Here is a 13831-nt window from a genome sequence, read left to right as displayed (position 1 = left end):
CACCGTTTGCATTAGTTAAATTTGACACCGTTTGCATTAGTTAAAAAGAAAGGAAGTTGACGATGGTAAAAGTAGCAGAGAAAAAGACGATGGATACAGTAATAGAAAAAATTACAGATTATGTATTAAATAAAGAAATAACAAGCGAGGAAGCTTATTCAACGGCGCATTATGTACTGATTGATACACTTGGATGTGGTATTCTAGCTTTGAATTACCCGGAATGTACAAAACTGCTTGGACCGGTTGTACCTGGTACGGTTGTTCCAAATGGGACACGGGTGCCTGGAACACCTCACGTGCTCGATCCTGTACAGGGGGCTTTCAATATTGGTACCATGATTCGCTGGCTTGATTATAATGATACATGGCTTGCGGCTGAATGGGGCCATCCATCTGATAACCTTGGAGGAATCCTTGCGGTAGCTGATTATGTGAGTCAGCAGCGTCTTGCTAGGGGTGAGGATCCGGTTACTGTTCAGGAAGTTTTAGAAGCAATGATTAAAGCACATGAAATACAAGGTGTGCTAGCGCTGGAAAACAGCCTGAATCGAGTGGGGCTTGACCATGTATTATATGTGAAGATAGCTACAACAGCTGTGGTGACGAAGATGCTTGGCGGCGGACGCGCTGAAATCTCCAATGCACTATCCAACGCCTGGATCGATAATTCAAGCCTGCGCACCTATCGTCATGCACCTAACACAGGTTCCAGGAAATCATGGGCTGCTGGAGATGCGACTAGTAGAGGCGTGCGCTTAGCTATGATGGCTGTTAAAGGAGAAATGGGTTATGCAACTGCATTAAGTGCGCCTGGATGGGGTTTCCAAGATGTTTTATTTAATAAGCAGGAACTCGTTCTGAGCCAGCCATTTGATAGTTTTGTGATGGAAAATGTATTATTTAAAGTAGCTTATCCGGCTGAATTCCATGCGCAAACTGCCGCAGAGGCTTCGGTTCAACTGCATCCGGAAGTGAAAAACCGCTTGGATGAAATTGATCAGATAACGATCACAACACACGAATCAGCAATAAGGATTATTGATAAAAAAGGTCCGTTATATAATCCGGCTGACCGGGATCATTGTTTGCAATATATCACCGCGATCGGACTATTAAAAGGGGATATACGGGCAGGACATTATGAGGATGATGTGGCCGCTGATCCAATCATCGATGAATTACGTAATAAAATGGTTGTTACCGAAAACAAAGCATACACGAAGGATTATCTTGATCCAGAGAAACGCTCCATTGCAAATGCTGTTCAAGTACATTTTAAAGATGGAACTGTAACCGAAAACGTGGCATGCGAATATCCATTGGGTCACAGGTTCCGGAGAACAGAAGCGATTCCTAAGATTTTGGAAAAATATGCAGCAAATCTCTCTACACATTACCCTGAGAAAAAACGAGAGAAGATAGAAGAAATAAGTTATGATTATAATAAATTCACACAGATGAATGTGAATGAATTTGTTGAATTATTTTTGTAACGTCAGAAATCATATATTAAGGACGACCTTATAAGAGAAGCTAACCATTCGCTAAAGAGCGAGCGAATGCAAGTTTTTCTAAAATGACTAAGGAGGATCAGCAACGATGGCATGGATTGTAGATCAACAGGCCACACAAGAAGAACTAGCAAATCAGTTTAAAGAACTTATTCAAGCAGAAGATATTTTACAAATGCCGGGAGCTCATGATGCAATGGCTGCACTAGTTGCTAAAAATACCGGTTTTTCAGCGCTTTATTTATCTGGTGGTGCGTACACAGCCAGCCGGGGATTGCCTGACCTTGGGATTGTAACATCAACAGAATTGGCAGATCGAGCAAAGGATCTTGTGCGAGCTACAAATTTACCCGTCCTTGTCGACATTGATACAGGTTTTGGAGGCGTGCTTAATGTGGCACGTACGGCTCGCGAAATGGTAGAAGCGCATGTTGCAGCTGTTCAAATTGAGGACCAACAGCTACCGAAAAAATGCGGGCATTTAAATGGAAAACAGCTTGTAACGACAGAGGAAATGGCACAAAAAATTAGCGCCATCAAAGAGGTAGCACCGTCGCTGGTAGTAGTAGCGCGAACAGATGCGAAGGCGGTAGAGGGAGTGGAAGCTGCCGTAGATAGAGCGCGTACTTATATTGAAGCTGGCGCGGATGCCATATTCCCGGAGGCACTGCAAACCGAGGAAGAGTTTCGTTTATTTGCAGAGAAGTTAGATGCTCCTTTGCTTGCGAACATGACCGAATTCGGGAAGACACCATATTTTACGGCCAAAGAATTTCAGGACATGGGATTTGATATGGTAATTTACCCGGTTACTTCCTTGAGGGTAGCGGCGAAAGCTTATGAACGGATATTTGAGTTAATTAAGGAACAGGGAACCCAGGAAGAAGGGCTTTCTGATATGCAAACGAGGAAAGAGTTGTATGAAACGATATCTTTAGACGATTTTGAGGGATTGGATAAAGATATTGCGAAGACGGTTTTGGAGTAGAGACTTTTACATGTCTATAATAGAAAGTAAAAACAGCTCAGAAGAAGGATCAATCTTCTCCTGAGCTGTTTTTGTGTGAATGAATTTGAGTTAAGTATTATCTTGGTAAATTATAAAATAAATATATTTTGAAACTTACAAAAGGTAGATGATAGTGTTATAATTAAATCATGCAATAATCGTGTTTTTCTCTAGGGGGGTCGGCGCATCTCTGTCGGTTGTAGTGCCATGCGGTATGCTATAACGGAAGGGGGTGCTGCCTATATGTCTGTTTTTGAGGCATTGGTTTTAATGATTTCCTTCGCAACACTTGTTGTGATAGTCATAGACCAAAATAAATAGACCTCCCTTAGTTTTTCCAGGCTAGTGAGGTCTATTTTGACTTACTTGCGCTGACCCCCCTCTTAAAGGGGGAAGCGGTTATTGCTGACCGGAGATATTGACGTATCTTCGGTCTTTATTATTTTATGACGATTTTGTGTTTCTATGTATATTATACCACAAAAAAATGGTTTGCAAACAAAAAATATTTTTTAGCGTGAATTTTCCAGGGAAAAGGGTGAAATCAATCGTGCTATTGTATTACGTGACGATTAGTTGAGTAGAAAGAAGGATGATTAATATGGTTTTTGCAGAACGTTACTCTAAAAAAAGAACTGCAATAAATTCAAGGAACTCATGGAAGGTCCTCAGAACATTGAAAACCATGAATTAAGAGCACAATTAATATCTCTAAGGCTTAAACTCGATTTAACTCAAAAGGAATTTGCCGACTTGGTCGGAGTTAAGCAGCCGTTAATATCTCGTTTGGAAAACGTTAATCAAAATATAACCGTAAACAAACTTCAACAGATATTAGCACGCACGAAAACGGGGGCAAAGCTAAAAATTGAAATAGATGATAATAAAACTAACAAACGCTTGTTATGCTAATCATCGACCATAAAAAATAGACCTCCCTTAGGTTACCAGCCGAGTGAGGTCTATTCGATCAAACTTGCGCTGACCCTTCTTAAAGGGGAGCGATTCATTGCTGACCAGAGATATTAGCGTATCTTCGGTCTTTATTATTTTATGACGCTTTTTTGTTTCTATGTATATTATACCACAAAAAAGGGCTTTGCAAACAAAAAATATAAGATTTGAGTCAAGCTTTTTTTCTACCCTGTATTTTCCAAATAAAAATTCATTATCAATTACAATTATCAGAAAACTAACTTGACATTCAAAATCCAACCCGGTAGAATGATAAACAAGATAGGTTAGAGGAAGTGAGCACAAATGTCTTTACGCGAGAGAAAAACAGCGAAGAAAAAAGAGGATATTTTGCGGATGGCTGTAAGTGTTTTATCGGAGAAAGGATATGATGGTACAACAATGGAAGAGATTGCTTCCAAGCTTCTGATGACGAAGGATTCTGTTTATTATTACTTTAGAGATAAGCAGGATCTATTATATCAAAGTCATTCCATGCTGTTGGAAGGTAGTATTGAAAACGTGGAAGGCGTTCAGCGTCAGGATTTGCCGGTAAAAGATAAGCTGCGTAGGGCTATGATTGTACATATTGAATACATCTTGATGGAACGCAGTGGTTTCGAAATGATGATTAAACCAGAGCAATATTTTTCAAATCCGCAGATAGAAACGATTTTTCAGCTGCGAGATGAGTACGGGAAATGCTTTGATCAGCTAATCCTGGAGGGGATAGAAGCAGATGCGTTCGGTTCGGTAGACGTAAAAATCGTGCGTAATATTATTTTGGGTGCGATGAATTGGGTGACGCAGTGGTATTCGGAGGATGGGAAAAAGGATAAAAAAGAAATCGCTGAAGACATTGCGGATTACCTGTTACATATTTTAATAAAAAATAATAATGGAGGAGAGACTTCATGAAAATTGAAGATCATGTAATCGTTGTCACTGGTGGATCTTCAGGGCTAGGAGAGGCTACTGTAAGAAATGCTGTTTCTAAAGGGGCTAAGGCTATTATTCTGGATATGGCGGAGGAAAAAGGTGAGCGGCTGGTTGATGAACTGGGAGAAGCTATATATTTTATAAAGACAGATGTGACCGATGCATCCAGCGTACAGGCGGCTTTGGATCAAGCTGTCAATAAGTTTGTTTCCATCCATGCAGTTGTCAATTGCGCTGGGGTCGCGATCGCGGAAAAAACATATGGCAAGAAAGGTGCGCATGAGCTGGCTTCTTTTTCCAAGGTGGTCCAGGTTAATTTAATTGGGACATTCAATGTGATTCGGCTTGCCGCAGAAAAAATGGCTGTTAATGAACCGAATGAGGACAACGAGCGTGGTGTCATCATTAATACGGCATCGGTTGCAGCGTACGAGGGGCAGATTGGCCAGGTTGCCTATAGTGCTTCAAAGGGTGGAATTGTAGGAATGACATTGCCAATTGCAAGGGATCTTTCCACATATGGTATTCGGATAATGACGATCGCTCCCGGTCTGTTTGAGACACCATTATTTGAATCGTTACCAGAAAAAGCGAAAAAAGCATTGGGAAAAATGACACCGTTTCCATCTAGGTTAGGATATCCGAGAGAGTATGCGCGCTTGACACAAAGCATAATTGAAAACCCGATGTTAAACGGGGAAACGATTCGACTAGATGGCGCGATTCGTATGCAGCCACGATAAACAGGAGGAGGATTTTGCAATGGAAAGAGCGTACTTACAAGAAGAGCATGATATTTTCCGACGTTCATTACGAAAGTTTCTCGAAAAGGAAGCATATCCTAATTTTGATCAATGGGAGAAAGAGCAGCTGGTGCCCAGAGATTTCTGGAAAAAGGCAGGGGAACAAGGTTTTCTTTGTCCATGGGTAGACGGGAAATATGGTGGCTTTAATGCTGATTTTGGTTATTCGGTTGTGATCAACGAGGAATTTGAGCGGGTTGGCACTGGAATGGTCGGCTTTGGCCTCCATAATGATATTGCCATGCCGTATATTGCATCCTATGGAACCGAAGTACAGAAGAAGCGCTGGCTGCCTGGCGCAATAACCGGAGATCTGGTGTCTGCCATTGCCATGACAGAACCGGGAGCGGGGTCAGATTTGGCGGCGATTAAGACGACGGCAATCAAAGATGGGGAGGCGTACATACTTAACGGGGAGAAAACGTTTATTACCAATGGATCTGCCGCTGATTTAGTGGTCGTTGTTTGTAAAACGAATCCTCAGGCAGATCCACCTCATCGGGGAATTAGTTTACTCGTTGTGGAGGCAGATACACTTGGATTTAAAAAAGGCAAAAAACTCGATAAAGTCGGTCAACATTCCAATGACACATGTGAATTGATTTTCGAGGACGCTCGTGTTCCTGCTGGCAATCTACTTGGTGAGGCAGGGAAAGGTTTTTATTATTTGATGGAAAACCTGCAACAGGAACGTTTAATGGTGGCCATTCAGAGCATGACTTCAGCGGAAGTTATGCTGGAGCTAACGATTGATTATGTAAAACAGCGGGAAGCATTTGGCCGGAGCATCAGTCAGTTTCAGAATACGCAGTTTAAACTTGCGGAAATGAAAACGGAAATTCAAATCGGCCGGACGTTTGTGGATCGGCTCATTGAGGATCATGTTGCGGGGAAAGATGTGGTGACAGAGGTTTCGATGGCAAAATGGTGGACGACAGACCTGGCAAAAAAAGTGGCAGGTGAGTGCATGCAGCTGCATGGTGGCTATGGGTATATGGAAGAATACGAGATTGCGAGAAGGTATCGTGATGTAGCCGTTTCCTCGATTTATGCTGGGTCGAATGAGATTATGAAAGTGATTATTGGTAGGAATATGGGGTTGTAGAGGTGGGGCGCGGATTAACAGGACATGAGCGCGGGACTAAGCAGTATGACCGCGGTACGAGTGCATGTGAGCGCGGAATGAACGCACACAACCGCGGGATGAATGGACACGACCGCGGAACAAATGCATGTGTGGGCGGAACAAATCCGCACTATCGCGGGACAACTGCCTGCGCCCGCGGAACGAGCGTGCATGGGCGCTGGACAAATATCCACAAGCGCGGAACCCCCCCATGAACGCGGAACAAAATTACCGAAGAAAGGAAGATAAACATGCGCGAAGCAGTAATTGTAGAGGCAGTCAGAACACCAGTAGGAAAGCGAAAAGGCTCACTCAGCGGCATTCGAGCTGAAGAACTAGCAGCAAAGCCGCTCAAGGAAGTCATAAAAAGAGCTGGTATCTCATCCGAATTGGTAGAGGACGTCATTATGGGATGTGTCTCACAAGTCGGAGAGCAGGCGTTTGATATTGCGAGACAGGCAGCATTGATTGCAGATTATCCCGTGGAGGTCCCGGGAACAACGATTGACCGCCAGTGTGGCTCCAGTCAGCAGGCTGTGCATTTTGCCTCCCAGGCTATTATTAGCGGAGATATGGATGTTGTGGTTGCCGGTGGAATTGAGAATATGTCGCGTGTGCCAATTGGGTCAAATATGCAAGGCGTTGAGCTAAGCGAGGAGTTGACGTCCAAATATGAAATAATCAATCAGGGTTTATCTGCGGACCGAATTGCAGATAAGTGGGGATTCAGCCGACAACAAATGGATGAATTTTCCTTGGAAAGTCATACAAAGGCACTGGTGGCTCAGCAAGATGGACGCTTTGAAAAGGAAATAATGCCATTGGAAGTAACCCTGAAAGATGGTACTAAGTCAGTAATGAAGGACGATGAGGGACCTAGGGAGTCCACACTGGAGAAGCTTGGCACACTGAAACCAGCATTTGCCGAAGATGGAAAAATCACTGCGGGTAACTCCAGCCAGATCAGTGATGGTGCTGCTGCAATTTTGATGATGTCACGTGAAAAGGCAGAGGAACTTGGACTTAAGCCAAGATTCCGTGTTATCGCCCGTTCTGTTGTTGGATCTGATCCAACATTAATGCTGACAGGGCCGATTCCTGCAACGGAAAAAGTTTTGTTAAAAGCGGGACTCTCGATTGAGGATATAGCTATTTTTGAAGTGAATGAGGCATTTGCATCGGTACCGCTTGCTTGGCTTAAGGAAACTGGTGCTGATCCGAAGAAATTAAACCTGAATGGTGGAGCGATCGCACTTGGCCATCCGCTTGGCGCAAGTGGTGGACGATTAATGGTGACGCTGATGCACGAAATGGAACGGACTGGAGAACGTTACGGTCTGCAAACGATGTGTGAGGGACATGGCATGGCGAATGCCACGATTATTGAACGACTGGATTGAGTGTTCCCCGAACAGTGACAGGCACCACCCGAATTTTGTCATATATTGTCGAATAAGATTCTGAAATCAAAGGGGGGGAGATCATGCCATTAAAATCAATGCGTGTATTGGATTTAACTCGCTTGCTGCCGGGGCCATATTGCACGATGTTGCTCGCGGATTTTGGGGCAGAGGTTATTAAAGTGGAGGACCCAAAAGTTGGTGATTATGCGAGGGGTTATGATCCAAAATTAGATGAAGACAGTGCGATGTTTCATTCGCTCAATCGCAATAAAAAAAGTGTTTGCTTAAATTTGAAATCAGAGAAAGGGAAAGCTGATTTTCTAAAGCTAGTTGAAACGGCTGATGTGGTTGTGGAATCATTTCGCCCAGGGGTGATGGAGCGGCTCGGGTTGGATTATGAGAAATTAAAAATCATCAATCCCCGTCTCGTTTATTGTGCGGTCACGGGTTATGGGCAAACTGGACCTTACGCAAACCATCCCGGCCATGATATCAATTATCTTAGTTATGCTGGCTTGCTGGACTTGATGGGTGAACAAGATGGAAAGCCAATCGTTCCAGCCGCTCAAATTGCTGACATCGGGGGAGGAGCTTTGCCAGCTGCAGTAGGTATTTTACTGGCGCTTTTTGAAAGGGAAAAGTCAGGTAAGGGACAGTTTGTGGATATTTCCATGTTGGACGGCGTCGTGTCATGGCTGCAAACGACGATTCCGAACTATTTATCCACTGATGTGCCAGTTAGTCGCGGTGAGCACATATTATCAGGAGGCATGGCTGCTTATGAAGTATATGAAACAAAGGACGGGCGCTGGCTTTCTGTCGGAGCACTTGAACCGAAGTTTTGGAAGGCATTTTGTGAAGGAATAGGCAGAAGCGACTTTATCTCGCTTCTTAATGCTCCATTACATGAACAGCACCGATTAAAATACGAAATTCAACTAATTATAGTTGAAAAGCCGCTTGCCGAATGGATCATAATGTTTTCAGACAGAGAAGCCTGCGTCTCACCGGTCCTTACGTTTGAAGAAATGATTCATGATCCACAAATTACCGAGCGGGAAATGATTCAGACAGTTGCGCATAAGACGTTGGGTGCTGTACAACAAATCGGTATCCCAATTAAGTTGTCGGAAACTCCTGGTGAAATTCGCGAGCAGGCACCGGGGTTGGGAGAGCATACGAAAGAATTTTTACAAGAACGTGATATTTCAAAGCAAAAATAGGGAACAAGGTTGATAGGAAAGTAAACGTTTAAAAGGAGAGATTACATGCAAGTAAAATCAGCCGTACTACGCGAATCAGGTCTAGACACTCCCTATGCGAAAAGCCAACCAATCAAAATTGAAACATTGGAATTAGATGCACCAAAACAAGGAGAAGTTCTCATTCAAATAAAAGCGGCAAGTCTCTGCCACTCTGATTTATCGGTAATAAATGGCAGCAGACCACGTCCCCTTCCTATGGCGCTGGGACATGAAGCTTCAGGAGTCGTGGTGGAAACGGGTGAGGGCGTTACGGGCCTAGAGCCGGGTGACTATATCGTATGTGTATTCGTTCCCAGCTGTGGACATTGCCTGCCATGTAAGGAAGGGCGCCCTGCTTTGTGTGAAACAGGGGCAAAGACGAATAATGAAGGAACATTAATCAGTGGTGGGAATCGATTGCATGCTGGAGATGAAGTTATCAATCATCATTTAGGTGTATCTGCCTTTTCGGAGTATGCGGTGGTAGCACAGAATTCAGTCATTAAAGTGGATAAGGATATTGCCTTTGATCAAGCGGCCTTGTTCGGCTGTGCCGTTATTACAGGTGTCGGTGCCGTTGTAAATACGGCTAATATAAAATTAGGAAACACTGTTGCCATTGTAGGACTTGGGGGCGTTGGCTTGAGTGCGTTAATTGGTGCTGTTTCAGCTGGCGCAAGTAGAATTGTGGCGGTGGATCTTAATGAAAAGAAACTAAAGCAGGCAAAAGAGCTTGGAGCAACCGATACGTTTAACTCTAGCGATGAAAATGCTAGTGATCAAATTCGTGAAGCGACCGATGGCGGACTCGATTATGTATTTGAAACAGCTGGTGCTGTACCTGCCATGGAAGTTGCCTACGCGATAACAAAGCGCGGAGGTACTACGGTAACAACAGGACTGCCTGATCCAAAACATCATTTTTCATTTCCGTATGTCAATTTAACAGCAGAAGAAAAAACATTGAAAGGATCTTATGTTGGCAGTTGCGTTCCAGACCGGGATATTCCGAGGTTTATTAATCTATTTAAACGGGACCGTCTGCATGTGGATCAATTAGTGACGGAAAAAATAGCACTGGATGAAATTAATGAAGGATTTGATAAGTTGGCCCATGGAGAGTCTTCACGGATAATTATTAAATTTTAACAAAAAGAGGAGAGGCAATGTACACAAAAATAATCGAGCCACGTGTCTCGGAAACGGATGGCGTCGGGCACATCAACAATACAACCCTACCAATCTGGTTTGAAGCTGCAAGAAATCCGATATTTAAGTTGTTCACACCAGATGATTCATTTCAAAATTGGAAAATGATTATCCTTAATATAAACATTGATTATGTGAGCCAGGTTTATTTTGGAAAAGACGCTGTCGTGTACACGTGGGTGAAAAAAATCGGGACGTCAAGCTTTGAATTATATGAAGAGATTCATCAGAATGGCAGTCTTTGCGCTCGGGGTAAAGCGATTTATGTGAACTATAATATGGAGACACAGAAAACGGAGCCTATTTCTGAAAGAATTAGGGAAGTGTTAGAAAAGCATTTGTACGAAAAATAGTGCGAATTTCTTTAGTATAGATTGGCTTATCTGGTATAATTATAAGTAATATTCTGAACATACTATCCAGTTAGTGGACTAGAAAAGTAATCGGTCCCAATAGAATAGCCAATTTTATCGAAGAACACTATTTTTTACTGCCTATCCAGAAAGGGGAAGTAATGATGTCAGTACTCGACTTATTTAGATTAGATGGAAAAACAGCTATCGTTACAGGTGGCGCAAGAGGTTTGGGTGCTCAAATTGCTCAAGGTTTTGCGGAGGCAGGTGCAAATGTTGTTGTCTGTTCGCGCAAATTAGAACCCTGTGAAAAAATGAGTGAAGAACTAAAAAGTCTAGGCGTAGATTCGTTAGCATTTGCATGTGATATTGCGAATCCTGAAGATGTAAAAAAAGTTGTTAAGAAAACGTATGATCATTTTGGCTCCATTGATATTTTAGTCAATAACAGTGGCGCAACGTGGGGCGCGCCTGTTTTAGATATGCCTTTTGAAGCATGGCAAAAGGTGATGAATGTGAATGTAAACGGAACATTTTTAATGAGTCAGGAAGTCGGCAAGATCATGGTTGAACAAAATCATGGAAAAATCATTAACCTCGCTTCTGTTGCTGGATTTGGTGGCATAGATCCAAGCGTGATGGATACGATTGGCTATAATACGAGTAAAGGTGCGGTGATGACGTTTACAAAGGATTTGGCTACGAAATGGGGACAATATAATATCAATGTAAATGCGATCGCACCGGGATTTTTCCCGACAAAAATGTCTAAAGGTCTGTTGGAGAAGGGCGGAGATAAAATCCTGGCGCAAACACCGCTTAATCGATTGGGAAGTGATGCGGATTTGATAGGTGTGGCCCTTTTCCTGGCTTCAAAAGCATCCGACTATGTAACTGGTGATGTTATAGCTGTAGATGGCGGGATGCATGCTTAATAGCTAATTGTTTGATGGAAGGTGCTTGAAATGAAGGAACAAATAACGAAGCAAAGTATTGTGTTTTTTGAGGATAAAGGGTTTAGTGAAACGTCTATCCAGGATATTGTGAATGCGCTCGGTGTTACAAAAGGAACGTTTTATTATTATTTTTCCAGTAAGGAACAGCTGCTGATGGATATTCATCAGGACTACATTACGAATCTATTAGAACGGCAGAACCGTATTATAAATAGAGCTTCGACCCAAAAAGAAAAGCTAACTGAAATTATACGCTTATTAATCACAGATATTGCGGAGAAAGGGCCGAGTGCTCGTGTGTATTTTCGAGAAATGCGGCATTTAGCTCATGAAAACATTGCTACGATTAAGCAAAAGAGGGAACAATTTCGGTTAAATATTGAAAATGTGGTCCAAGTGGGAATTGCCGAGAGAGAATTTCACGCGGATTTGCGAGCAGATATGATTGCATTTGGTATATTAGGTGTAACCAATTGGAGTTATAACTGGTTTAACCCGGACGGGGAAGTTTCACCAGAAGCATTAACGAAAATATATGCGGATATGATTTTGACAGGAATTATGAAATAGGTTATTGGAGGAGAAAACTGAATATGGACGTAAAAGTAAGATTTGGGGAAACAGATGCATTAGGCCATATTAATAATACGAGTTATTTCATGTATATGGAAGAAACTCGATTGGATTTCTTACAAGAACTGGGCATGGAATTCAGTAGTGAAAACTTTTCGTTTATACTAGCGTCCACGAAATGTGATTTTATCAGGCAAGGGTACTTCGGACAAATATTGGAGATTAACACGAAGGTAGTAAAAATTGGAAGAACTAGTATCACCTTGAATACAGACATGGTTGATAAGGAATCGGGAAATATGATCGCCAAAGGGGAAGCAACGGTTGTTTACTTTGATGTGCACAAGCAGAAGCCGGCAGAGATTCCGGAGTGGTTTAAAACACGTGTAGAGGCAGATTTTCATGGAACGTGAGAGGAGGCGGGATAACTGGGGGTGAACGCGGAACGAATGCACATGACCGCGGGACGAATGCGCACGGCCGCGGAATGAATGTGCACGATCGCGGGACGAACGCACATAACCGCGGAACGACCCGAACGACCGCGGAACAATAGCAAATCATTTTTGGAGCAAGGGCGTTATCTGTTATTTCGTATTATTACGGTAGAAGCAGCTATTACTATAGAAAATGGAGGTAGATACATAATGAAAGCAGTACAATTTAAGCAATTTGGCGGTCCGGATGTACTGGAAGTCACTGATGTGGACACACCGCTAGTTGGCGACAATGACGTGTTAATTGAAGTAAAGGCAATTGGCGTGAACTATGCCGATACAGCGAGGCGTGATGGAGCGTATGTGGTGCCAACAGAGCTGCCGTTTATTCCAGGTACAGAGGTTGCGGGTGTCGTCGTAGAAGTTGGTGCACAAGTTCAAGATGTTGAAAAAGGGACGCGTGCTGTCGCATTAATTGGTGCAGGCGGCTATGCGGAATATGCCGTTGTGCCAGCAAATACGCTGATCCCTGTTCCAGCAGATGTGTCTGATGAAAAAGCAGTTGCACTTCCATTACAAGGCTTAAGTGCCTATCATATTTTAAAGACAATGGGACGTTTGGATGAAGGGGAAACTGTTCTTGTTCACGCCGCATCAGGTGGTGTGGGTCTACTTGCCCTGCAGCTTGCAAAAATATTTGGTGCTGGAAAGGTTATCGCAACCGCAAGTACCCCGGAAAAATTAGACCTTGCTGAAAAGATGGGAGCAAATCACCTTGTTAACTATTCAGAGGAAGGCTGGGAGGATGAGATTCTTGAATTGACCGATGGAAAAGGTGTAGATGTAGCACTTGAAATGGTAGGTGGTGATGTTTTCCATAAGACGCGCAAATGTTTAGCAGACTTTGGACGCCTTGTTATTTACGGCGCAGCGAGTGGTGAACAAGCAAAATTTCACCCGTCATCTCTTATGGAGCGTAATCAATCGGTTATAGGTTTTTTTCTACCGCAAATTATGAAAAAGCCTGAGCTGTTCAGAAGCAGTTTACAGGAACTTCTGGATTATGTGAATAAAGGGCAGATTGAGCTTACGATAGGTGGAATATATGATTTAGAAGAAGCGAAGCATGTGCACCAATTGTTTCAGGAAAGAAGAACAAAGGGGAAGATTGTATTGCTGCCATAGATATTTTCATCGTTTGAAGATCAAATGTGAGCATGTAAAAAGTACAGCACAAAAATGTAAACGCTATTTTCACTGTAATTGGGAAGGTCAGATCATTCATGTTGCTAGTTTTTTTTACATATCACT

At 42.9% G+C, this 13831-nt stretch carries 16 protein-coding genes; all 16 read left to right on the top strand.

Features of this window, described 5'->3' with window-relative positions; all coding sequences use genetic code 11:
* Positions 1 to 62 precede the first annotated feature (62 nt).
* The 16 genes from KFZ58_RS14025 to KFZ58_RS13955 all read left to right on the top strand — a co-directional run bounded on the left by KFZ58_RS14025 (position 63) and on the right by KFZ58_RS13955 (position 13705).
* Complete coding sequence (locus KFZ58_RS14025) at positions 63 to 1496, top strand: bifunctional 2-methylcitrate dehydratase/aconitate hydratase (protein WP_235791919.1); 1434 nt, start codon at positions 63 to 65, stop codon at positions 1494 to 1496.
* A gap of 106 nt (positions 1497 to 1602) precedes the next feature.
* A complete protein-coding gene (prpB, locus tag KFZ58_RS14020; RefSeq protein WP_235791918.1) occupies positions 1603 to 2502 on the top strand; it encodes a methylisocitrate lyase in 900 nt (299 codons plus the stop codon).
* A gap of 228 nt (positions 2503 to 2730) precedes the next feature.
* Positions 2731 to 2844, top strand: a complete 114-nt coding sequence (locus tag KFZ58_RS19390) for a putative holin-like toxin (RefSeq protein ID WP_370642293.1) — start codon at positions 2731 to 2733, stop codon at positions 2842 to 2844.
* Positions 2845 to 3180: 336 nt separating this feature from the next.
* Positions 3181 to 3435: a helix-turn-helix domain-containing protein gene (locus KFZ58_RS14015; RefSeq protein WP_235791917.1), complete on the top strand. Its 255-nt coding sequence runs from the start codon at positions 3181 to 3183 to the stop codon at positions 3433 to 3435.
* Between the two features lie 348 nt (positions 3436 to 3783).
* A complete protein-coding gene (locus KFZ58_RS14010; protein WP_235791916.1) occupies positions 3784 to 4395 on the top strand; it encodes a TetR/AcrR family transcriptional regulator in 612 nt (203 codons plus the stop codon).
* The gene (locus tag KFZ58_RS14005; RefSeq protein ID WP_235791915.1) at positions 4392 to 5159 is read left to right on the top strand and encodes a 3-hydroxyacyl-CoA dehydrogenase; all 768 of its coding nucleotides are present in this window, start codon (positions 4392 to 4394) and stop codon (positions 5157 to 5159) included. The genes KFZ58_RS14010 and KFZ58_RS14005 overlap by 4 nt, the downstream gene beginning before the upstream one ends.
* A 19-nt stretch (positions 5160 to 5178) precedes the next feature.
* Positions 5179 to 6324, top strand: a complete 1146-nt coding sequence (locus KFZ58_RS14000) for an acyl-CoA dehydrogenase family protein (RefSeq protein WP_235791914.1) — start codon at positions 5179 to 5181, stop codon at positions 6322 to 6324.
* Between the two features lie 2 nt (positions 6325 to 6326).
* Complete coding sequence (locus tag KFZ58_RS13995; protein ID WP_235791913.1) at positions 6327 to 6560, top strand: hypothetical protein; 234 nt, start codon at positions 6327 to 6329, stop codon at positions 6558 to 6560.
* Positions 6561 to 6596: 36 nt separating this feature from the next.
* Positions 6597 to 7745: a thiolase family protein gene (locus KFZ58_RS13990; RefSeq protein WP_235791912.1), complete on the top strand. Its 1149-nt coding sequence runs from the start codon at positions 6597 to 6599 to the stop codon at positions 7743 to 7745.
* Between the two features lie 83 nt (positions 7746 to 7828).
* On the top strand, positions 7829 to 8971 hold the full coding sequence (locus KFZ58_RS13985; protein WP_235791911.1) for a CaiB/BaiF CoA transferase family protein: 1143 nt from the start codon (positions 7829 to 7831) through the stop codon (positions 8969 to 8971).
* 45 nt (positions 8972 to 9016) lie between these two features.
* On the top strand, positions 9017 to 10141 hold the full coding sequence (locus KFZ58_RS13980; RefSeq protein ID WP_235791910.1) for a zinc-dependent alcohol dehydrogenase family protein: 1125 nt from the start codon (positions 9017 to 9019) through the stop codon (positions 10139 to 10141).
* Positions 10142 to 10158: 17 nt separating this feature from the next.
* Positions 10159 to 10554: an acyl-CoA thioesterase gene (locus tag KFZ58_RS13975; protein WP_235791909.1), complete on the top strand. Its 396-nt coding sequence runs from the start codon at positions 10159 to 10161 to the stop codon at positions 10552 to 10554.
* Between the two features lie 164 nt (positions 10555 to 10718).
* The gene (locus tag KFZ58_RS13970; protein ID WP_235791908.1) at positions 10719 to 11489 is read left to right on the top strand and encodes an SDR family oxidoreductase; all 771 of its coding nucleotides are present in this window, start codon (positions 10719 to 10721) and stop codon (positions 11487 to 11489) included.
* Positions 11490 to 11519: 30 nt separating this feature from the next.
* Positions 11520 to 12080: a TetR/AcrR family transcriptional regulator gene (locus tag KFZ58_RS13965; RefSeq protein WP_235791907.1), complete on the top strand. Its 561-nt coding sequence runs from the start codon at positions 11520 to 11522 to the stop codon at positions 12078 to 12080.
* A 23-nt stretch (positions 12081 to 12103) separates the two neighbouring features.
* A complete protein-coding gene (locus tag KFZ58_RS13960) occupies positions 12104 to 12496 on the top strand; it encodes an acyl-CoA thioesterase (RefSeq protein ID WP_235791906.1) in 393 nt (130 codons plus the stop codon).
* Between the two features lie 234 nt (positions 12497 to 12730).
* On the top strand, positions 12731 to 13705 hold the full coding sequence (locus tag KFZ58_RS13955; protein ID WP_235791905.1) for a quinone oxidoreductase family protein: 975 nt from the start codon (positions 12731 to 12733) through the stop codon (positions 13703 to 13705).
* The last annotated feature ends 126 nt before the right edge of the window (positions 13706 to 13831 follow it).

It is taken from the genome of Virgibacillus sp. NKC19-16 (assembly GCF_021560035.1).
In the GTDB taxonomy this organism is placed as follows: domain Bacteria; phylum Bacillota; class Bacilli; order Bacillales; family Amphibacillaceae; genus Virgibacillus_L; species Virgibacillus_L salidurans.
Note: the sequence above shows the minus strand (reverse complement) of the source record. Positions and strands in the feature narration are given on the sequence as shown.

Excerpts from the sequence above, each read along its gene's own strand:
- KFZ58_RS13965 (WP_235791907.1), top strand. The coding sequence starts at position 11,520 with ATGAAGGAACAAATAACGAAGCAAAGTATTGTGTTTTTTGAGGATAAA.
- KFZ58_RS13970 (WP_235791908.1), top strand. The coding sequence starts at position 10,719 with ATGTCAGTACTCGACTTATTTAGATTAGATGGAAAAACAGCTATCGTT.
- prpB (WP_235791918.1), top strand. The coding sequence starts at position 1,603 with ATGGCATGGATTGTAGATCAACAGGCCACACAAGAAGAACTAGCAAAT.
- KFZ58_RS13960 (WP_235791906.1), top strand. The coding sequence starts at position 12,104 with ATGGACGTAAAAGTAAGATTTGGGGAAACAGATGCATTAGGCCATATT.
- KFZ58_RS14025 (WP_235791919.1), top strand. The coding sequence starts at position 63 with ATGGTAAAAGTAGCAGAGAAAAAGACGATGGATACAGTAATAGAAAAA.
- KFZ58_RS14000 (WP_235791914.1), top strand. The coding sequence starts at position 5,179 with ATGGAAAGAGCGTACTTACAAGAAGAGCATGATATTTTCCGACGTTCA.
- KFZ58_RS14015 (WP_235791917.1), top strand. The coding sequence starts at position 3,181 with ATGGAAGGTCCTCAGAACATTGAAAACCATGAATTAAGAGCACAATTA.
- KFZ58_RS14010 (WP_235791916.1), top strand. The coding sequence starts at position 3,784 with ATGTCTTTACGCGAGAGAAAAACAGCGAAGAAAAAAGAGGATATTTTG.
- KFZ58_RS13980 (WP_235791910.1), top strand. The coding sequence starts at position 9,017 with ATGCAAGTAAAATCAGCCGTACTACGCGAATCAGGTCTAGACACTCCC.
- KFZ58_RS19390 (WP_370642293.1), top strand. The coding sequence starts at position 2,731 with ATGCGGTATGCTATAACGGAAGGGGGTGCTGCCTATATGTCTGTTTTT.
- KFZ58_RS13985 (WP_235791911.1), top strand. The coding sequence starts at position 7,829 with ATGCCATTAAAATCAATGCGTGTATTGGATTTAACTCGCTTGCTGCCG.
- KFZ58_RS14005 (WP_235791915.1), top strand. The coding sequence starts at position 4,392 with ATGAAAATTGAAGATCATGTAATCGTTGTCACTGGTGGATCTTCAGGG.
- KFZ58_RS13975 (WP_235791909.1), top strand. The coding sequence starts at position 10,159 with ATGTACACAAAAATAATCGAGCCACGTGTCTCGGAAACGGATGGCGTC.
- KFZ58_RS13990 (WP_235791912.1), top strand. The coding sequence starts at position 6,597 with ATGCGCGAAGCAGTAATTGTAGAGGCAGTCAGAACACCAGTAGGAAAG.
- KFZ58_RS13955 (WP_235791905.1), top strand. The coding sequence starts at position 12,731 with ATGAAAGCAGTACAATTTAAGCAATTTGGCGGTCCGGATGTACTGGAA.